The sequence below is a fragment of the Acuticoccus sp. I52.16.1 genome (assembly GCF_022865125.1).
Taxonomy (GTDB): Bacteria; Pseudomonadota; Alphaproteobacteria; order Rhizobiales; family Amorphaceae; genus Acuticoccus.
Map to the genome: position 1 here is coordinate 1,495,539 of NZ_CP094828.1, position 18,849 is coordinate 1,514,387.

At 70.0% G+C, this 18,849-nt stretch carries 20 protein-coding genes and 1 tRNA gene; 11 read left to right on the forward strand and 10 right to left on the reverse strand.

All coding sequences use genetic code 11. The features are described 5' to 3' along the window. Complete coding sequence (locus tag MRB58_RS06780) at positions 1–291, reverse strand: AzlD domain-containing protein (RefSeq protein ID WP_244780959.1); 291 nt, start codon at positions 289–291, stop codon at positions 1–3. Beyond that, the gene (locus tag MRB58_RS06785) at positions 288–1,004 is read right to left on the reverse strand and encodes an AzlC family ABC transporter permease (protein ID WP_244780960.1); all 717 of its coding nucleotides are present in this window, start codon (positions 1,002–1,004) and stop codon (positions 288–290) included. Before MRB58_RS06785 ends, MRB58_RS06780 begins: the two co-directional genes overlap by 4 nt. A 180-nt stretch (positions 1,005–1,184) precedes the next feature. Here MRB58_RS06785 and MRB58_RS06790 point away from each other — a divergent pair, with 180 nt between their 5' ends. After that, entirely contained in the window at positions 1,185–1,721 is a 537-nt protein-coding gene (locus MRB58_RS06790; RefSeq protein ID WP_244780961.1) for a TlpA disulfide reductase family protein, read from the forward strand. 5 nt (positions 1,722–1,726) lie between these two features. Here MRB58_RS06790 and MRB58_RS06795 read toward each other — a convergent pair whose 3' ends face one another. The 6 genes from MRB58_RS06795 to MRB58_RS06820 all read right to left on the reverse strand — a co-directional run bounded on the left by MRB58_RS06795 (position 1,727) and on the right by MRB58_RS06820 (position 8,270). Beyond that, on the reverse strand, positions 1,727–3,103 hold the full coding sequence (locus tag MRB58_RS06795; RefSeq protein ID WP_244780962.1) for an FtsX-like permease family protein: 1,377 nt from the start codon (positions 3,101–3,103) through the stop codon (positions 1,727–1,729). After that, positions 3,096–3,782, reverse strand: coding sequence for an ABC transporter ATP-binding protein (locus MRB58_RS06800; protein WP_244780963.1), 687 nt, complete (start codon positions 3,780–3,782; stop codon positions 3,096–3,098). Before MRB58_RS06800 ends, MRB58_RS06795 begins: the two co-directional genes overlap by 8 nt. 68 nt (positions 3,783–3,850) lie before the next feature. After that, complete coding sequence (locus MRB58_RS06805; RefSeq protein ID WP_244780964.1) at positions 3,851–4,282, reverse strand: hypothetical protein; 432 nt, start codon at positions 4,280–4,282, stop codon at positions 3,851–3,853. Positions 4,283–4,360: 78 nt separating this feature from the next. Then, positions 4,361–5,872, reverse strand: a complete 1,512-nt coding sequence (locus tag MRB58_RS06810) for an alkaline phosphatase (protein ID WP_244780965.1) — start codon at positions 5,870–5,872, stop codon at positions 4,361–4,363. A gap of 147 nt (positions 5,873–6,019) precedes the next feature. Continuing rightward, positions 6,020–6,730, reverse strand: coding sequence for a FadR/GntR family transcriptional regulator (locus tag MRB58_RS06815; protein WP_244780966.1), 711 nt, complete (start codon positions 6,728–6,730; stop codon positions 6,020–6,022). Positions 6,731–6,950: 220 nt separating this feature from the next. Further along, positions 6,951–8,270: a TAXI family TRAP transporter solute-binding subunit gene (locus tag MRB58_RS06820; protein WP_244780967.1), complete on the reverse strand. Its 1,320-nt coding sequence runs from the start codon at positions 8,268–8,270 to the stop codon at positions 6,951–6,953. Positions 8,271–8,370: 100 nt separating this feature from the next. Between MRB58_RS06820 and MRB58_RS06825 the strand changes: the two genes are divergently transcribed. From MRB58_RS06825 to MRB58_RS06850, 6 genes are all read left to right on the forward strand, one after another. Continuing rightward, on the forward strand, positions 8,371–9,342 hold the full coding sequence (locus MRB58_RS06825) for a carbohydrate kinase (protein WP_244780968.1): 972 nt from the start codon (positions 8,371–8,373) through the stop codon (positions 9,340–9,342). 14 nt (positions 9,343–9,356) lie between these two features. Beyond that, a tRNA-Gln gene (locus MRB58_RS06830) sits at positions 9,357–9,431 on the forward strand. A 489-nt stretch (positions 9,432–9,920) separates the two neighbouring features. Then, complete coding sequence (locus MRB58_RS06835) at positions 9,921–10,760, forward strand: response regulator transcription factor (RefSeq protein ID WP_244780969.1); 840 nt, start codon at positions 9,921–9,923, stop codon at positions 10,758–10,760. After that, on the forward strand, positions 10,744–11,034 hold the full coding sequence (locus tag MRB58_RS06840; protein ID WP_244780970.1) for a circadian clock KaiB family protein: 291 nt from the start codon (positions 10,744–10,746) through the stop codon (positions 11,032–11,034). The genes MRB58_RS06835 and MRB58_RS06840 overlap by 17 nt, the downstream gene beginning before the upstream one ends. A 5-nt stretch (positions 11,035–11,039) precedes the next feature. After that, positions 11,040–12,563 (forward strand): circadian clock protein KaiC, encoded by a 1,524-nt coding sequence (gene kaiC, locus MRB58_RS06845; RefSeq protein WP_244780971.1) that lies wholly within the window; start codon positions 11,040–11,042, stop codon positions 12,561–12,563. Positions 12,564–12,585: 22 nt separating this feature from the next. After that, positions 12,586–14,340, forward strand: a complete 1,755-nt coding sequence (locus MRB58_RS06850; RefSeq protein ID WP_244780972.1) for an ATP-binding protein — start codon at positions 12,586–12,588, stop codon at positions 14,338–14,340. A gap of 204 nt (positions 14,341–14,544) precedes the next feature. Here the strand turns inward: MRB58_RS06850 and MRB58_RS06855 are convergent, their stop codons facing one another. Beyond that, complete coding sequence (locus MRB58_RS06855; protein WP_244780973.1) at positions 14,545–14,886, reverse strand: hypothetical protein; 342 nt, start codon at positions 14,884–14,886, stop codon at positions 14,545–14,547. A 102-nt stretch (positions 14,887–14,988) separates the two neighbouring features. Between MRB58_RS06855 and MRB58_RS06860 the strand changes: the two genes are divergently transcribed. Next, positions 14,989–15,930, forward strand: coding sequence for a LysR family transcriptional regulator (locus MRB58_RS06860; protein WP_244780974.1), 942 nt, complete (start codon positions 14,989–14,991; stop codon positions 15,928–15,930). Between the two features lie 6 nt (positions 15,931–15,936). Here MRB58_RS06860 and MRB58_RS06865 read toward each other — a convergent pair whose 3' ends face one another. Further along, positions 15,937–16,860, reverse strand: coding sequence for a hydrogen peroxide-inducible genes activator (locus MRB58_RS06865; protein WP_244780975.1), 924 nt, complete (start codon positions 16,858–16,860; stop codon positions 15,937–15,939). Between the two features lie 168 nt (positions 16,861–17,028). Between MRB58_RS06865 and MRB58_RS06870 the strand changes: the two genes are divergently transcribed. From MRB58_RS06870 to MRB58_RS06880, 3 genes are read left to right on the forward strand one after another with little or no spacing between them, the layout of a single operon-like run. Then, complete coding sequence (locus MRB58_RS06870; protein WP_244780976.1) at positions 17,029–17,460, forward strand: YeeE/YedE family protein; 432 nt, start codon at positions 17,029–17,031, stop codon at positions 17,458–17,460. A gap of 3 nt (positions 17,461–17,463) precedes the next feature. After that, positions 17,464–17,928 (forward strand): DUF6691 family protein, encoded by a 465-nt coding sequence (locus MRB58_RS06875; protein ID WP_244780977.1) that lies wholly within the window; start codon positions 17,464–17,466, stop codon positions 17,926–17,928. After that, on the forward strand, positions 17,928–18,812 hold the full coding sequence (locus MRB58_RS06880; RefSeq protein ID WP_244780978.1) for an MBL fold metallo-hydrolase: 885 nt from the start codon (positions 17,928–17,930) through the stop codon (positions 18,810–18,812). Before MRB58_RS06875 ends, MRB58_RS06880 begins: the two co-directional genes overlap by 1 nt. Positions 18,813–18,849: the final 37 nt, after the last annotated feature.

The following is an 18,849-nucleotide window of genomic DNA, read 5'->3' on the forward strand; positions in this document are numbered from 1 at the left end:
TCAGAAGGCGCGGAGTGCGACGATGCCGGCCATCGCCGAGACGACCGTCGCCGTCGTCCCGAAGCGCAGCGACACCAGCACCGTGGCGCCGAGGACGGCCAGCTCGCGCCAGCCGCCGTTGACCACCGCCGGCACGACCAGCGTGGTCATGACCGCGGCCGGCACCGCGTCGAGCGCGGCGGCGACACGGAAGTGGATCCGCTCGAAGCGCGACAGGATCAGGTACCCGCCCATGCGCGCGCCGATGGAGACGGCCGCGCAGGCGATGATGACGGCGACGGGGTCGGTCATTCGGCCGGGTCCATCACCGAGGCCGGCATCGCGGCCTGCGCCTCGTCGGCGAGGGAGACCTCCGGCGGATCGGGGCGGGCGGCGAGCGCGGCGGCCAACATTCCGGCGATCCCGCCCAGCGAGATGTGCCAGGGCGAGCCGAGGAAGGTGACGCCCAAATCCGGCGCCTTGTAGACGAGCGCGGAGACGGCGAACGTCGTCACCACCGTCAGCCCCCAGTTGGGGCGGCGGCGGAAGCTCATCACCAACGCCAGGAAATAGATCGGCATCAGCATGTCGAGCGCGTAGGCCTCGGGCGAGGAGATCAGCTTGCCGAAGCAGGCGCCGAACACCGTCGCCGCGACCCAGACGACGTAGACCGTCACGCCGAGCGAGAAGTAGGCCACGAGGTCGAGCCGGTGCTTGTTCTCCTGGATGAAGGCGAAGGCGGGGTCCACCAGCAGGAAGAACATCGGCACCTTCACACGCCACGGCAGCACGTGGATGACCGGCGTGATGGCCGCCGAATAGAGCAGGTGGCGGAAGTTCACCGCCAGCACCGACACCACGATCGACCAGATCGGGACGGCGTGGCCCATCAGGTCGATGGCGACGAATTGGGCGGCGCCGGCGAACACGGTGGCGCTCATCACCGTGGCTTCGAGCGGTGTCATCCCCTGACCGATCGCGAGCGCTCCGAACAGGATCGCCAACGGCGCCAAGGCGGTTTGCACCGGGAGGCCGTAGGCCGCTCCCCGACGGACGGATGACCAGAACGTGTGTGACACGCAAGCGAACTACACCTGCCGCGGGAGAGCCGCAAGCGGCGCGTCGACGGCGGACGGAGACCGCCTTCCTCCCGTCACGGCGAGGCGGTAGGACGGCCCGACCGCGACCGGCCGCGAGACGATGCGATGCCCCGACCCGCCCTCCCCGCCTGCCCCACGCGCCGCCGCGTGCTCCACCTCGCCGGCCGCCTCGCCGCCGCGCTTTGCGCCGCCGGTCCGGTGAACGCCGCGGGGCCGGGGGAGCGGGCGGCCGCGCTCGCCGTCGAGGACGCGCAAGGGATCGTGCGCCCTCTGGCGGCGCACCTCGGCGGGGCACCGGCGGCGGTCCACTTCTGGGCGACGTGGTGCGCGCCGTGCCTCGCGGAACTGCCGCGCCTCGACGCGCTGCTGGCGGACCGGCCGGACCTCGCGGCGCGCGTCCTCCTGGTGTCGGTGGACACCCGGCCGATCGGCGAGGTGCGGGCCTTTCTCGCCGACCGGGTCGGGGTGGCGCTCGACACCCTGCGCGTCGCCCGAGGGACGGCGGGCGACGCCTTCGGCCTCACCGGCTATCCCGCGACGGTGTTCGTCGCCGCCGACGGGACGGCCGAGGTGGCCGCCGGCTCGCTCGACTGGACGGACCCGGCGGTGATCGCGGATCTCGCGCGCCGTCTCCTCGACTGAGCGGGTCAGCCGCGCAGCGCGCGCACGACGCTGCGCGGCGAGGCGGCGAGCCCCGGCAGCAGCGCCAACACCACCGCCACGGTGACGAATGCGGCGACGAGATGCACCTCGCGCCACCCCAGCGCGGCGGTGACGAGGATGTCCGTCCGCGCGGTGAGGACGCGCGACAGGATGAGCGTCGCCCCGTAGCCGACGCCGAGCCCCGCCACCGCGCCGACCGAGATCAGCACCGCCGCGTAGGACCATACCACCGCCAGGACGAACCGCACCGGCGCGCCCAGCGCCCGCAGCAGCGCCAGCCGCTGCGCATAGAGCCGGGTGAGGATGACGAGCCCCGTCAGCACCCCCGCCGCCACCAGGACCTGCGTGACAATCGCCAGCAGCGACATCACCTGCCGCACGTCGCCCAGCAGGGCGTGAAGCTGGGCGAGCACCGCACCGGGGAAGAAGGCCATCACGTCCGCGCGCGTGAAGTCCGAGCGCAGGGCGTAGTTGGCCCACATCTCGTCCGCCCGCACGATGATCGCCGGCGTGCCGGGGAAGGACGCCGCGTCGAACGGCTCGCCGACGGCCCCGTCCCAGCCCGCCCCGTGGCCGCTGGCGAGCCCGTGGACGTGCCACACGGCCTCCACCGGGACCAGCACGGCGCGGTCCCAGGGGCTCCCGGTGGGCGCCATGCGGCCGACGACGTGGAAGTCGGCGCCCTCGTGGGCGTGCTCGTCGGCGGCCGGGCCATGGCCGTGCGCGGGCTCGAACGCGTCGCCCACCGCCAGCGGCACGTGGGCGCCCACCACCGCCTCCGTCTCGTCGGCGAAGACCCGGCCCTCGGCGAGGGCCCCGCCCAGGTGGTCGACGAAGCGCGGCGTGGTGCCGACGACGGGGGCTCCATGGACGCTGTCGCCGAAAGCGATCGGCGCGGCGACGGCGACGCGGGGATCGGCCGCGACTTGCGCGTAGACCTCGCCCGAGAGGAGCGGCACGTCGGCCGGTTGCAGATAGACGGCTGCGAGCAGCATCGTCATTTCGCTGCCCGGCGCGGCGAGGACGAGGTCGAACTTGTCGGCCGCGCGGGCCGTGCCGGCGCGCAGACCCCGCTCCTGGGCGATCAGGCCGACGCCGATGCCGACCGAGATCGCGATCAGCGCCACGAACATCAGGTTCGTCAGCCGGAAGCGCCACAGCATCGCCCCCACCAGGGAGGCGGGACGGAAGCCGGCGGTGAGCGCGAGGCCGAGGAGCAGCGCCGGCAGCAGCAGACCCACGGTGAAGAGGGCGTCCTGCATGCCGGGGGCGAGGCTCTCCCAGCCGAGACGCAGGCGGTCATACTGCGCGCAGAGCATGGCGAGCGTCTCGGTCAGCGCGGGCGGCAGGCGGTCAAGCATGGGCCGGCTCCGCGTCGCCCATGACGAGGGCGCCGTTCTCGATCGTGACGACGCGGTCCATCGCGGCGAGCAACGCGTCGTCGTGGCTGACCGCGATCAGCGTCTTGCCACCCCCGCGCGCGGCGCCGACGAGATCGTCGACGATGTGGGCGCGGGCGACGGCGTCGAGGCTGGCGGTCGGCTCGTCGGCGAGGATGACTTCGGGGTCGGCGGTGAGCGCGCGGGCGAGCGCGATGCGCTGGCGTTCGCCGCCCGAGAAGGTGCGCGCGGCCCGGCGGCCGGCTGGGACGCCGAGTTCGGCGAGACGCTCGCTCGCCCGGCGGCGCAACGGGGCCCGCCGGCGGCGGGGGGAGAAGGCGGCGCAGATCGCGGCGTTGGCCTCCGCCCCAAGCTCCTCGAACAGCAGGAAGTCCTGGAAGACGAGGCCGACATTGTCACGCCGGAAGCGGGCGCGGGCGCCGGAGCGGATGGCGAGAATGTCCCGCTCGCCCCAGGCGACACGGCCGCGCGCGTCGGGGATCAGGCCGGCGATCGCGTAAAGGAAGGTCGACTTGCCGGCGCCCGACGGTCCGCGGATACCGACGCACTCGCCCGGTGCCGCGGCGAAGTCGGCCACCGCGACGAGGCGGCGGTCGGAAGCGCTCACCACCAGCGACGAGACGGCGAGAGAAAGGCCCATGATGCCTCGATGGTTGGCGCCGGCGGGCGCGCCGCGGCGTGGGAGGGAGCGGCCGCGTTCAACCGCGCTCAGTCGCGCTCGAAGCTCGCGTCGGTCAGGCGCACGCGCGACAGGAAGCCCGTGTCGGGGTCGCGATAGTCGCCGATCTCCAGCGTGCCGCGGGCGACGATGGGGACATTGTAGGCCACCACGTCGAGGTTGCGCTTGAGGTAGACGGCGAGGATGTCCTCCGGCCAGTCGGCCGAAGTCTCGCAGAAGGGGCAGACCGCCATCGGCCGCTTGGTCAGCACGAAGAAGCGCGCATCCGCCTTCAGCGGCGGGGCCATGTAGCCGGCGACATCGACCCGCCGGCCGGTCCGGGCCTTGGCATAGTCGGAAAAGTCGCCGCCCTTGAGGTAGAGCTCGCGCAGCTTCACCGCGTCGTCCGCAGCCGGGGCCGGCCGCGCCAGCGTGACGAGCGAGAGGGCTGACGCCCCGGTGAGGAAGGTCCGACGATCCATCGTCCGCATTCCGTTACTCGATGACAAATAGAGATGAGAGGCCGCCGGAGCGGCCTCCCGTGGGTCGCGGCGGCAGGATTATTGCGCGCCGCCCTTCACCGCATAGTCCATCACGTGGAAGATGTAGTTCTGCTCGACGGTGCCGTCGAACAGGTGGGCGAACGGCCCCTTGGCGTAGATGGCGACGTCCTCGCCGGAGTGCGACTCGGAGGACATCGGGATCATCGCCTCCTGGACGAAGTCGATGTCGGTGGCCTCCTCCTGGGTCAGCTCGGCGCGGCCCTCGGGGGCGGCGTAGCTGTCGTCTGCCTGCTTCTTGATGACCGCGCCCGGACCGTTGAGGTAACCGATCACGGTGTAGGGCTTGCCGTCGTCGGCGAGCTCGGGCTTCTCGCCGTGCTCGACCTGACCGGCGACGATCTCCATGCACAGGCCCAGGATCGGCGAGCCGCGGCCGCAGTAGCCGTTGAACGCGATGGCATGCTCATGGTCGGCGGTGACGATGATGAGGGTGTCCTCGTCGTTCGTCAGCGCGTCGGCGGCGGCGATCGCCTCGGCGAACTCCACGCCGTCGGTCAGCGTGCGGTAGGCGTTGCCGTCGTGGTTGGCATGGTCGACGCGGCCGGCCTCGATCTCGAGGTAGTAGCCGTCCTCGTTGTTGGCGAGGTACTGGATGGCGGCGCGGGTCATCTCCTCGAGCGAGGGCTCCTCGGCGGGGTCGCGGTCGGCCTCGTAGGCCATGTGCGAGTCCTCGAAGAGGCCCAGCACCGGGGTCGAGCCGTCCAGCGTCAGGCCCTCGAAGGTCTCGGTGTTCCAGGCGTACTGCACGCCCGCGTCCTTCGCCTGCTGGACGAGGTTGACCTCGTCCTTGCGGCGACCGTCGCCGCCTTCGTCGGTCGGCGTGCCGGCGGGCACGAAGTAGCGGCGACCCCCGCCCATGGCTAGGTCGACGACGCCGGCCTGCATCTGGTCGAAGAGCTGGGTGGCGATGTCCTTGGAGCCGGTGCAGCTCTCCGGCACGTCGCCCTCCCAATTGCGGTTGGCCGTCTTGGCGTAGACCGCGGCGGGGGTGGCGTGGGTGAGGCGCGCGGTGGAGATGACGCCGACCGACTTGCCCTCTCCGCTCATCATCTCGGCGAAGGTCGTCAGGCGGTTGCCCTCCTCGGAGGCGCAATCGTCATGGACGCCGCCCTCGGGGGCGAGGTTGATGGTGTTGAAGATCTGCTTGACGCCGGTGTTCATCGAGCCGGCGGTCGGCGCGGAGTCGGGCGTCTGGGCGTTGACGTTGTAGGTCTTGACCAGAGCCAGGTACGGGAACGCCTCGTGCGGGAGGACGTGCTCCTCGCCGAGCTTGCCTTCCTGCTGCCCGGCGAACAGGCGGATGGCGTAGTTGGTGCCCACACCCATGCCGTCCGCGACGAAGAGGATCACGTTCTTGGCCGGGGTGGTGATCGGCTGGCGGGCGATCTTCTCGTTCAGCGTTGCCTGGGCATCGGTGAACCATTGGCTGGAAGCCTGCGGCAGGTCCTGGGCCTGAGCGGAACCGATCGCGAGCGCGATCGCCGTCGTGGCCAACGCGAGTGTCTTCATGGCGTCCTCTTGGGGTCGAGCGATGTGGCTGCCGCATAGACCGCGAATATGACACGGCGATCACAGAAGACGCGTCCGGCCCGAATGCCGGCGTCGCCGGAACGCTCGACGCTCACCCGCAGGTGGAAGGCTCGCCCCCGGTCGGCCTCAACGGTTGCGAGGCTTGGCGTCGTTCCGGCGGGCGCGCAGGGCCTGGCGCAGGTTGCGGCGGCGCAGGTGGCCGAGCCGCTCGATCGCCCCGCGCGCGCTCGCCGCGTCGCCGCGGAGGATCGCCTCCGTGAGAGTGCGATGGTCGCCCAGCGCCTCGGTGTGGCTGTCCGCGTCCAGGAAAAGGGGCGACATGAAGGTGGACAGCGCCGTCTCGATCACGCCGTAGACGTGACCGCAGAACTGGTTGTTGGCTCCATCGATCAAGGTGTGATGGAACCGGTATTCGACGTTGGCGAGCTCTTCGCGGTCGGCCGTGTTGGCCGCTTCCATCCGCTCGAAGGCGAGTTTGAGGGCCGCTCGGTCGAAGCTGTCGTCCTCGGCGGCGCGACCGCAGGCGATCATCTCCACCGCCAGGACGAAGTCGACCAGGTCGTCGAGCACCTTGTCGTCGGGGTCGTAGCGAATCCGCCAGTCGATCACGTTGCGATCGAACAGGCTCCAGCTTTCGACCGGCGTGACCTCGGTGCCGAGGCGGCGGCGAGTCCGCAGCATGCCCTTGGCGACGAGGGTCCGCACCGCTTCCCGCACCACGGTGCGCGAGACGCCCAGCTCCTCGACGATATCGGTCTCGTTCGGCAGGATGCCGCCGATGGGGACCTGGCCGCTGACGATGCGACGCGCGATCGCCTCCACCGTGACGACGAGCAATGTTGCCCCCGGGGGCGCAGGCGTCGCGATGCGACTAGCTGTCCCGAACCGAGTCATGTGCAGGCCAATTGCATTTTCATCTGAAATCTCATTTGCATAGCAGCAATGCATGAAAAATCCGATGAATGCACTATTGTTCGGATTTTTGAGAAAAAACGCCCTTCATACATCTGATATGCCTAATTTATAGGCTGAATGACATGATTTCATCTCAATTTCGTCACGTTGTCGGCACCACATCCGGCCGAATTGCCAGCCCCGCCGCCCGGTCCGATCGCACCAGAAGTTGCCGATGGTTCAACGTAGAGGCCGCAGCTTGCCACGCAAAGGAGAATGAGAGCAGCGACTTCTCTTCGATGCGGTCGAGATCGAGGTCGACGATCACCCGTTCGAATAAGGCGAACAAATCGAGCCGGATGCGGTCGAACTCCGCGTCGCTGTCCGCTGCCTCGATGCGTGACACGATCTCGACGATTTCGAGATTATAATGGTCTGCTCGGTTCTTGCGCGCGTTGGAGAGCCAGATCCGCGCCTGCCACAGGCCGGAGGCCAGCAGCGCCAGCGCCGTCACCCCCAGCGCCAGAGGCTCGGCGTACTCGACGATGAAGATGGGGTCGTCCTGCTCGTAGTAGCGGTCCGCCCCCGGATGGACGCCGAAGGCCAGCCGCTCCTCGTCGGTGGGGGCGGTGATGAAGGCGGCTTGCGGAAGCTGGCGCACCATCGCCTGGCGCTGCTCGAAGAGGGCGCGGGTGACCGCCTCCACCGTGGAATCGGGGACGTTGCGGCCCACGGCCAGCAGGCTGCGCACCGAGACGACGGGGATCGGCCGATCCGGCACCGGCCGCTCGCCGGAGTAGGCGCCGACCGGCACCTCCTTGGCCTCCAGCGCCGGGTCGAACAGCGCCATCGCTTCGGCCTGGTCGATCGGCACCAGCTGCGTCGGCGTCGACTTGATGATCTCCTGGATCGTCTGGTTGCCCAGCGCCACCACCATGAAGAAGGCGTCGATCTCGCCCTTGCGGATCGCCTCGGCATGGTCGGCCAGATTGCCGCGGATGATCGTCAGCGACGACTCCGGCACCTCGTAGTGCGCCAGCAGGCGATCGAACAGCGCGTTGGAACCCGCACCCGGCGGCATCAGGCCGATGGTCTTGCCGCGCAGATCGTTGACCGACTCGATCCCCGAGCCGACGCGTGCGACGAGGTGAAAGGCCTCGGGGAAGAGACGAGCCATCACCGTGACGTTGCTGGCGACCGGCGTGTCGCCCTGGATGAGGCCGAACGCGGCCTCGCCGTCCTGGATGCGCTTGGCGTTCTGGCTCGACCCGGCGGAGGGCATCGCCTCGATCCGGGCGACGCCCTTGCGCTCCAGCGTGGTGGCCAGCACCTCGCCGAAGGCGGCGTAGGTCCCGCCGCTGGTGCCCGAGCTGAGCTTCAGGACATCGGAACTGCGCCCCTCCAGCTGCCACAGGGCGAGTGTCGCGCCGATCGCGAGCGCCAGCACCGCCACGGCGGAGTAAACGAGAGGTCGGCGCGTCATGGTCGTCCCTGGGGTTAATACGGGCTCGGAATGCGGTACCGTTGAAGAAAAGAGTGCAACAGGCAAGCCGGCGTTGCGGGATGCCACCGGAGGAGGAAGAATGAGCGTACTCGTGTGCGGTGAGATGCTCTACGACGTCTTCGTCGAGGGACCGACCGAGAAGGGCTTCGCGCTGGATGCGCGGATCGGCGGCTCGGCGCTCAACGTCGCCGTGGGGCTGGCGCGGCTCGGCCGCCCGGTGAGCCAGCTGACGGGCGTCTCCCACGATATGTTCGGCCAGCGCCTCGCCGCCTTCCTCGCCGGCGAAGGGGTCGACACCTCGCACCTCGTGCGCACCCCCGCCCCGACGACGCTGGCGACCGTCACGCCGGGGCCGGACGGCTCGCCCGCCTACGCCTTCTACGGCGAGGGGGCGGCGGACCGGCAGGTCGAGGTCGCCCATCTGCCCGACCCTTCCGGGTTCGACGCGCTGGTGTTCGGCTGTTTCTCGCTCATCACCCGGCCGACCAGCTGCTCGTTCCTGGAACTGGCGCGCCGGGCCAAGGCGGCCCGCCCCGCCCCGCTGGTGGTTCTCGACCCCAACGTGCGCCGCACCGTCGAGCCCGACGCTGCCGTCTGGCGCCGCCGCATCGCCGATTTCGCCGCCCATGCCGATCTCGTGAAGACCTCCCGCGAGGACCTCGACGAGACCTACGCGGAGGCGGCCGAAACGGTGGTCGCGCGCTGGCTGGCCGAGGGGATCACCGCCGTGATCGTCACCGACGGGCCGCGCGGCGCGACGCTCCACACCCGCGCCCGAACGGTGACGGTGCCCGCCGCCCCGGTCGCCGTGGTCGACACCGTGGGCGCGGGCGACAGTTTCCTCGCCGCCGTCCTCGCCGCGCTGTCGGACGCCGGGGTGACGACGGCGCCGCAGATCGCCGCGCTCGACGAGGCGGCGTGCCGCGCCGTGCTGCAATTCGCGGTGCGGGCGGCCGGCGTCACCTGCACGCGCCGCGGCGCCGACCTCCCCCGCCGCGCCGACCTCGCCACCCCGCCCGATCCGGTTGCCGATGCGGGAGGAAGGCGCTAAACGGTGACCCCGATTGGGGCGTAGCCAAGTGGTAAGGCAGCGGTTTTTGGTACCGCCATGCGCTGGTTCGAATCCAGCCGCCCCAGCCATTTCCCATAGACGCTCGTAGACGCTCGGTTTCCGACGACCGAGCGCGTGGACCTGCCGCGTGCCGTTCTCGGCCATGCGGGTCCGCCACGCGAGTCTGCGCCCCGACCTCGGCACGAACGGGGCTTTTGCGGGATCGGTATCTTGTCATATCCGGCTCCTTGCGCGCATCGGCACAGCTGCGGAATGTTGCCGGGTTCGCCCGCTGTCGCGGCGGCGGCCGGGGTGGCCGGCGCGGAGCGGCGGCCCTCGCCCGGAGGTGGAAAACCGCCGGCGTGCGCTGGACTTGGCGCGCAGGGCCGACGCGTGCCGGCGGCGCCCCCCGGCGTGCGGCGAGCAGAGCGAGGAGCGCGCGTTCGGGTTGAGCATATTCCTGGGTTGTGAAACAGTGTGCCGGAAGAACGCCGCCGCATCGGGCGATCGGCTCCGCATCATAATCGTCGTTGCAGCGATGCTCGCCGCGAGAGCGCTGCCTCCACCAGGAAAAGGTCATGGCTGCACCTCGGGGAAAGCTTTCTCGATCACAGGTCTTCCCCGTTCTTCTCATCGAAGACGAGGACGGAGACGCGGCGTTGTTCCAGGCCTATTTGGAAGAAAGCACGACCGACCGGTACACTCTGACCCGCGCCAGCAACCTCACCGATGCCCTCGAGCACCTGCGCCGCACCCATTACGACGCGGTTCTGCTCGACCTCACATTGCCGGACTCCCGCGGCACGTCGAGCGTCGGCGCGGTGCGCGACGTGTCGCATGTGCCGGTCATCGTGCTGACCGGGATGGGCGAGGACGAGCTGGCGATGCGGTGCCTGGAGGCCGGCGCCGAGGATTATCTTCGCAAGAACGAGGTCGACGCCCGCGCCCTGCTGCGCGCCCTCGGCTACGCCATCATCCGGCGGCGCGAGGCGGAGCTGCGCACGATTTCCGACGCCCGCGCGCAGTACCAGACCATGTCCAACGGCGACCAGCCCAAGCCGGCGCTGAGCCCGCTGCGGGCCCGCGCGCCCGACGAGTTCCGCGCCTGCGCCACGCGCTATTACGAAACGCTGATCAGCTACACGACCGCCATCAACAACCGCATGCGCAAGCCGCGCGAGGGGATGTCGGACATCGCCGACCGGCTCGGCCGGCTGAACTGCGCGCCGCGCGACCTCATCGCGGTCCACGCCGCGGCGCTGGAGCTGGCTTCCGGCGAACTGCCGATCGAGCGGCAGTGCGAGCTCGTCGTCGAAGGGCGCCTCTTCGCATTGGAAATGATGGGCGTCCTGCTCGAATTCTACAGGTCGTCACAAGCGACGATGGAGGGGCGTGCGGCACATGATCTATCGTCTTAGCCTGTACGTCAGTGGCGAGAGCGCTCGCTCCTACGCGGCGATCCGGCACATCGAGTCGATCGCCAAGACCCATCTCCCCAACGCCTACGAACTCGAATTCGTGGATGTCCTGAAAGACCCCGCACGGGCCGAGCGTGACAAGATCCTCGCCACGCCGACCCTGGTGCGCGAACAGCCTGGACCGCGCAAGAAAATCATGGGCGAATTCGCCAATCACCTGGCCGTCATCGAGGCTCTGGAGATCGAAGTCTACGGACCCGGGGCACAGAACTAACCGACATGTCGATCGATCCGCACTACACGCTTCCCAAGATCGCCTCCGGTATCAACGGTTTCGACGCAATCTCCTACGGCGGCCTGCCGGAAGGGGGCTCGACGCTGATCGCCGGCGCCTCCGGCAGCGGCAAGACCGTCTTCTCGCTCCAGGTGCTGTACGCCGGCGTCAACGACCACGACGAGAACGCCGTCTTCGTCACCTTCGAGGAACGGCCGGCACGCCTGCTGCGCAACGTCCTGGGCTTCGGCTGGGACCTTCAGTCGCTGATCGACCGCAAGAAGCTCGCGATCGTCGACGTCACGCCCGAGCCGCAGGAGGAGCAGGTCGACCTCGGCACGCTGAACCTGTCGGCGTTGCTGGCGCGCATCGAGGCGGCGGTGAAGACCGTCTCGGCCAGGCGCGTGGTGCTGGATTCGATCGGCTCGCTGTTCCCCCAGTTCGCCGATCCCGGCATGGTCCGCCGCGAGCTGTTGCGCATCATCTCCCATTGCATGGACCTCGGGACCACCGTGCTCGTCACGGTGGAACGCTCCGAGAACGAGGGGCAGATCGGCCGTTTCGGGGTCGAGGAATACATCGCCGACAACGTCATCGTGCTGCGCAACCGCCTCGAAAACGAGACGCGACGGCGCACGATCGAGATCCTGAAGTGCCGCGGCACCGACCACCAGCGCGGCGAGTTCCCCTTCACCATCGACCGCGAGGACGGGGTGACGGTGGTGCCGCTGTCGTCCACCACGCTGTACCAGCGCGCGCCCAATACCCGCATCACCTCCGGTATCGAGGTGCTGGACCGCATGACCGGCGGGGGCCTCTACGAGAGCTCGATCCTCCTGGTCTCGGGCGCGACCGGGACCGGCAAGACGCTGATGGTCGCCGAAACCGTGCGCGCCGCGATCAACAACGGCGAACGCATGCTGCTCTTCGCCGCGGAGGAGGCGCGCGAGCAGCTCACCCGCAACGCGGCCGCCTGGGGGGTCGACTTCGACGGCGCGGAATCGTCCGGCCTCCTGCGTATCGCCAGCCATTCGCCCGAAGAGGTCGGCCTGGAGGATCACCTCCTGCGCATGAAGCGGCAGATCGCCGACTTCAAGCCCAAGCGCATCGCCGTCGACAGCCTTTCGGCCTTCGAGCGCGTGTCGACGCCCAAGTCGTTCCGCGAGTTCGTGATCGGCCTCACCTCGCACATCAAGGTGATGCAGATCACCGCCGTCTTCACCAACACGACGTCGCTGCTGATGGGCACCGAGTCGGTCACCGAGACGCACATCTCGACGATCACCGACTCGATCATCCTGCTGCGCTACGTCGAGATCAACGGCGAGATGCGGCGGGGCGTGATGGTGCTGAAGATGCGCGGCACGTGGCACGAAAAGGCCATCCGCGAATACGTCATCGACGCCAACGGCATGCGCATCCTCGGCCCGTTCACCGGGATCCATGGCATCCTGTCGGGTGTGCCCACGTATACCATCAGCTCCGAGTCGCATCGGCTCGGCTCCCTGATACCCGACGACGAGGACTGACGTGTCACCAGAGGGGGTCAGCATGGTTCGGATCGTTCGCACGCGCGGCGAGGACGAACTCGATCCCCTCGCCGGCTTCGACCTCGACGGCCCGACCCGCATATCCGCCGTGCTGGTGGACGACCTGGCCGCCGCCCGCTCGGCCCTGCGCGAGCGGGACATCCTGCTGGTCAACCCGGCGGACCTCGTGGACGGCGCGCTGCCCGCATGGGTGGTCGAACGTGGGCGCAAGCATCTCGTCGTCGCCATTGCCGATGCACACTGGCCGCATGCCTTGCCCGCGGCGGTGATCGTCCTGGAGTCGGCGGCACACCTCGTCAGCTCGGCCCCGCTGCTGGCCCGCTGGGGCGCGCAGCTCGACGCCGCCCAGCGCGAGGCACGCGACCTCGGCGAGCTGGTCGACGCCAACCCCGACGCGGTGGTGGTGACCGACGACGGCGGCATCGTGCTGCGGGCGAACGCGGCTGCGGTGGCCATGTTCGTGGCGCCGGGAGAAGAGCTGGTCGGCCAGTCGCTCGCCTTCTCCGTCGGCGACAACGGCACCGGCCAGCTCGAATTCCTGGCGGAGGGGCAACGGCGCATCGGCGAGATCCGCCTGGCCTCGGTGGACTGGAACGGCGCGCCGGCCACCCTCGCCCTGGTTCGCGACGTGACCGACAAGGTGGACCTGCAGGACCAGCTCGCGCAATCGCAGAAGGCCGATGCGATCCGGCTGATGGCGGGCGGCATCTCGCACGAGTTCAACAACATGCTCGTCGTCGCGATGACGAACCTCTACTTCCTGCGCACCCATGTCGGCGGCGAAGGATCGGACCTGCTCGACAAGATCGACGAGGTGGTCGACCGGTTGCGCGTCCTCTCCGAGCAGATCCGCATCCTGTCGCAGAGCCATACCTCCGAGGCGCGGCGGACCGACCTCGGCGCGCTGGTCGCCGAGCATACCCCGATCCTGCGGTCCGCCATCCCGGCCGACATCGAGTTGGAGGTCGACGAGCCGACCGAGCGATACCTCGTCGTCGTCGACCCCAACGAGATGCGCCAGGTGGTGATGAACCTCGTCGTCAACGCCATGAGCGCGACCAGCGCCGGCGGGACGATCCGCATCGCCACCGGCATGGTGCACGGCGCGCCCAACGGCCTGCCGGAGGGCGACTGGTCGACCCTGACGGTGAGCGACACGGGCAGCGGGATCGCCCCGGAGGACATGCCGCGCATCTTCGACCCGTTCTTCACCACCAAGCCGGTCGGGGCGGGGCGCGGCCTCGGCCTCTCGGTGAGCCGGGCGTACGTGCGACGCGCGGGCGGCACGATCGACGTGCGCTCGACCCCCGGCAAGGGCACCGTCGTCACCATCTACCTGCCGGGCGAGGGCGGCGTCCCGGAGGTCGCCGGGGCGATCGTCCGGAAAGACGATGCGGCCCCGCACATCCTCCTCATCGAGGACGACAGCGACGTCGCCACCGTGGTGAGCAAGGTGCTGGAGCGCGGCGGCTTCAAGGTGACGTGGCGCGACAACGGCCTGGAGGGCAAGGGCCTGATCGAAGCCGACCAGTCGATCCGGCTGGTGGTCAGCGACGTGGTGATGCCCAAACTCGGCGGGCGCGACCTCGCCGAGTGGCTGATCCGCGACCGGCCGCACGTGAAGCTCCTGCTGATGACGGGCTACACGGATCGCGTCGAGTGGCTGGAGGAGATCCGCGACGACACGCGCGACTACATCCTCAAACCGTTCCCGCCCAAGCGGCTCCTGTCCAGCGTGCGCCGCCTGCTCGACTGAGGCGCCTCGCGCCGGTGGAGGGGCGGAGCCGCTCGCGGGCGGCGGACAGGAGAGAGCCGCGATCTCATCGTATGGCTGCCACCCCGTGACCGCAGAACGGGGCGGTTCGGGCCACGATCGGGCATCAGCCATGCGGAGGCCGGCGCGCGGCACGCCCCGTCGCCGCGCGACCTCCGGACCGCCCACGCCGGGGCGGCCGGCGCCTCAGTTGGTGACGATGGACGTGTCGTGGACGAGGAGGGTGTCGGCCTCGCGGCTGATCACCAGCTCGACCGGGACCGCGCCCGCGATCCGCGGCGTCGACAGCACCACGCTCTGGCCCGGCGCCAGGATGCTGGTGACGCGAAGCGGCGTGCCCTCGGCACCGTCGGCGAGCGTCGCGACGACGCGGAAGCCCTGCGGCTCCACGGTATAATAGGCGACGCCGGAGACGGCGCCGAGGTCGATCGGATGGGCGCGGCTGGGGCCGACCTCGCCGGCGAGCGCCGGTCCGGCGAGCGGGGCGAGAGCGAGAACGGCCGCGAGAGCGGTGTGACGGATGGTCATGATAGTCTCCTGACGTTCGAGGACCGGGCGGGCACGCCGTCCGGTCGTGACGGGAGACAGATTGGACCTCCACCCGCATCGATCAAACGGATGGGCTGCATTGTGACTATCGATGGCATCGATCTCTCGCGGGTCGATCTGAACCTTCTGGTCCACCTCGAGGCGCTGCTGGCGGAGCGCAACGTGACACGGGCGGCGGCGCGTGTCGGGCTCAGTCAGTCGGCGATGAGTCACAACCTCGCCCGCCTGCGCGCGCTGTTCGACGACGAGCTGCTGACGCGTGGCCCCGAGGGCCTGCGCCTCACCCCGCGCGCGATGGCGCTGACGGGCCCGGTCGACGCCACGCTCGCCGACGTGCGCACTCTGCTCGCCCGCGACGACGCGTTCGACCCCGCCACCGCCGAGCGCACCTTCCGCCTCGGCCTGCCCGACAGCATGGAGATGCTGATCGGGCCACCTCTGCTGGCGCACCTGCGCGCGCACGCGCCCGGCATCCGGCTGCGGCTGCACAACATCGACTCGGTCGAGGTGCTGGACGACCTGGACGCCGACCATATCGAGCTGGCGATCGGCTATGGCGATTATCCGCACGGGCGCGCGCATCACAAATGGCGCCTGCTCTTCTCGGAGAGCTATGTCTGCATGTTCTCCGCGGCGCAGACGGGCAAGCGCGCGCCGCTGTCACTGGAGGACTACACCAGCGTGCCGCACATCCTCACCAGCCTGCGCCACGGCGAAGGGGTGCGCGGGGTGGTGGACGACGCGTTGGAGGCGCTGGGGCTGGCGCGCACAGTCGTGCTGACGACGCCGCGGTTCCTCGGCGTTGCCGCGCTGGTCGCCCGCGCGCCGGTGCTGGTGACGATGCACGCCCGCGTCGCCCGCCTGTTCGCCGACGAATACGGCCTCGACCTCAGCCCGCCGCCGGTCGAGATCGACGACGTGGCCGTCTCGCTCCTGTGGCACGCGTCGCACGGCAACGACGCGGGGCACGCGTGGCTGCGCAACCTGGTGGTGCAGCTGGTGGGCGAATTGCGCCAGCGTTGACGCCGGCTACGCCGCCGGCCGGTCCGCCTCGGCGAAGAGCAGCCCGCGCGCCTCGACCAGCTCGGCGCCGAGCGCTGCGAAGAGGTCCTTCTGCGCCGAGGACGCGCGGTAGGCCAGCACCACACGGCGCGGCCGCGCCCCGGCGAGGTCGGTGAGCGCCACGTCGTGACCGCGCGCCACGCCGGCGGCGACGGCGACGTTGGGCAGCAGCGTCAGCCCGATCCCCTGCTCGACCATCGCCACCAGCGTCGGCAGGCTCGTCGCCGCGAAGGTGTCGTCCTTGGCGAGAGCGAGGTCCGGGAAACTCGACAAGGCGTGGCGCTGGAGGCAGTGGCCGCGCTCCAGCAGCAGCAGCTCCCGCCCCTCGAGGTCGCGCCCCTCAACCGCCTCGCGGTTCGCCAGAGGATGCCCGCGCGGCACGGTGAGCTGGTAGCCGTCGTCGAACAGGGCCTGCGTGTCGATCTCGGCCGGGAGGTCGTGCGGCAGGGCGATGAGCGCCAGGTCCAGCCGCCCGGCGACGAGCCCGTCGACCAGCGAGGCGGTCAGCTCCTCGCGGAGATAGAGCCGCAGCTGCGGAAAGGTCGCGCGGATGAGCGGCAGCGCGCGCGGCATCAGGAAGGGACCGACCGTCGGGATCGCGCCGAAGCGGATCGACCCGGTGCCGAACACCGCCGAGGCGCGGGCGACGTGCTCCAGCTCGCCGATTTCCGCCAGCACCGTGCGCGCCCGCCGCGCCACCTCGGCGCCCACCGGCGTCAGCACCACCGAGTGGCGGCTGCGCTCGGCCAGCTGCGCGCCCAGCGCCAGCTCGAGCTCCTTGAGCCCGGTCGACAGGGTCGGCTGCGTGACGTGGCAGGCCTCCGCCGCCCGCGAGAAGTTGAGCGTGTCGGACAAGGCGACGAGAAAGCGGAGCTGACGCAGGGTGGTCATCGCATATTTCAATCACACGGCGCGAATAAATCAATTTCCCGGATCACCGCCGCTCCATCATCTATAGCCCAACAGCCGCCCCCGCGGGGTCCGGTCCACGCCCAGAAACCCGCCGAGGGCGCCGCCGGGCACAGCCGCGGCGAGATCGAAGCGTCACAGGAGGCCGCGTTGCCGACAGACTTCACCCCGATCGCCTCGCTCGCCGGCGGTGCCCTCATCGGCCTCTCGGCGGTCATGCTTATGGCGCTGCTGGGGCGCATCCTCGGCGCCACCGGCATCCTCGCCGGCGCGCTCGGCTTCGGCGAGCGGGCCGAATGGCCGATGCGCGTCGCCCTGATCGCCGGAATGGCACTGGGGCCGGCGCTCGCGCTGCTGCTGACCGGCGCCTGGCCGCCGGTCGAGGTGCCGGCCGGGCCGTGGGGGCTGGTCCTCGGCGGTCTCCTCGTCGGTGTCGGCGTCACTCTCGGCGGTGGCTGCACCTCGGGGCACGGGGTGTGCGGCCTCGCCCGCCTGTCGCCCCGCTCGATGGTCGCCACGTCGACCTTCATGCTCGCCACCTTCGCCACGGTCTTCGTGCTGCGCCACATCCTGGGAGCCTGAGCCATGCGCGTCCTCGCCGCCATCCTCACCGGTGCCGTCTTCGGGCTCGGCATCACCATCTCGGGCATGGGCAACCCGGCCAAGGTGCTGAATTTCTTCGACCTCGCCGGCACCTGGGATCCGTCTCTCGCTTTCGTCATGGGCGGGGCGTTGGCGGTCACCTTCGCCGGATATCGCCTCGTGCTCGTCCGTCCGCGGCCCCTCCTCGCCTCCCGCTTCGCCCTCCCGGCCGACACCGCGATCGACCGGCGGCTCGTCGGCGGTTCGGCGCTGTTCGGCGTCGGCTGGGGGATCGCCGGCTTCTGCCCCGGCGGCGCATTGCCGATGCTCGGCACCGGCGTGGCGGACGTCTTCGTCTTCGTCGCCGCCCTCGCCGCCGGGATCGTCGCGACGCGCCTCGTCCCGGCCCGCGCGGCATCCGACGAGAGCCACCCGGCCGCCACCGCGGCCAGCAAACGGAGGACGTGATGCAGGATCCGGTCGATCTAACGGTAAAGCCCGAAGTCGAAGGCTTCTTCGACCCCGACACCCATACGATCTCGTACGTTGTAAAGGACCCCGCGTCGAACGCCTGCGCGATCGTCGACAGCGTGATGGACATCGACTACGCCGCCGGCCGCATCTCCACCGACCACGCCGACCGGATCATCGCCTTCGTCAGATCGCGCGGCCTGGCTGTGGAGTGGCTGATCGAGACGCACGTCCACGCCGACCACCTGTCGGCCGCGCCCTACATCCAGCGGGAGCTGGGCGGCCGGCTCGGCATCGGCCGCAACATCACCGTGGTGCAGGAGACGTTCGGCAAGATCTTCAACGAGGGGACGGAGTTCCAGCGCGACGGCTCCCAGTTCGACCGCCTGTTCGACGATGGCGACACCTACACCGTCGGCACGATGAAGGGCACGGCGCTGCACACTCCCGGCCACACCCCGGCCTGCATGACGCACGTCATGGGCGATGCGGCGTTCGTGGGCGATACGCTGTTCATGCCAGACGGCGGCTCGGCGCGGGCCGACTTCCCGGGCGGCGATGCGGAAAAGCTCTACGATTCCATCCAAAAGGTGCTGGCGCTGCCGGGCGCGACGCGACTCTTCATGTGCCACGATTACGGCCCCGGCGGACGCGAGATCCGCTGGGAGACGACGGTGGCCGACGAAAGGGCGCACAACATCCACGTCGGCGGTGGGCGCACGAAGGCGGAGTTTGTCCGGTTCCGCACCGAACGTGACGCGACGCTTGCGATGCCGCGCCTCATCCTCCCCTCGCTGCAAGTGAACATGAAGGCCGGCCAGCTCCCGCAGGAGGAGCAGAACGGCAAGCGCTACCTCAAGGTGCCGCTGAACGGGCTATGAGCCGGCGCCGCCCGAGAGGCGGAACGGTCCGCCGCGC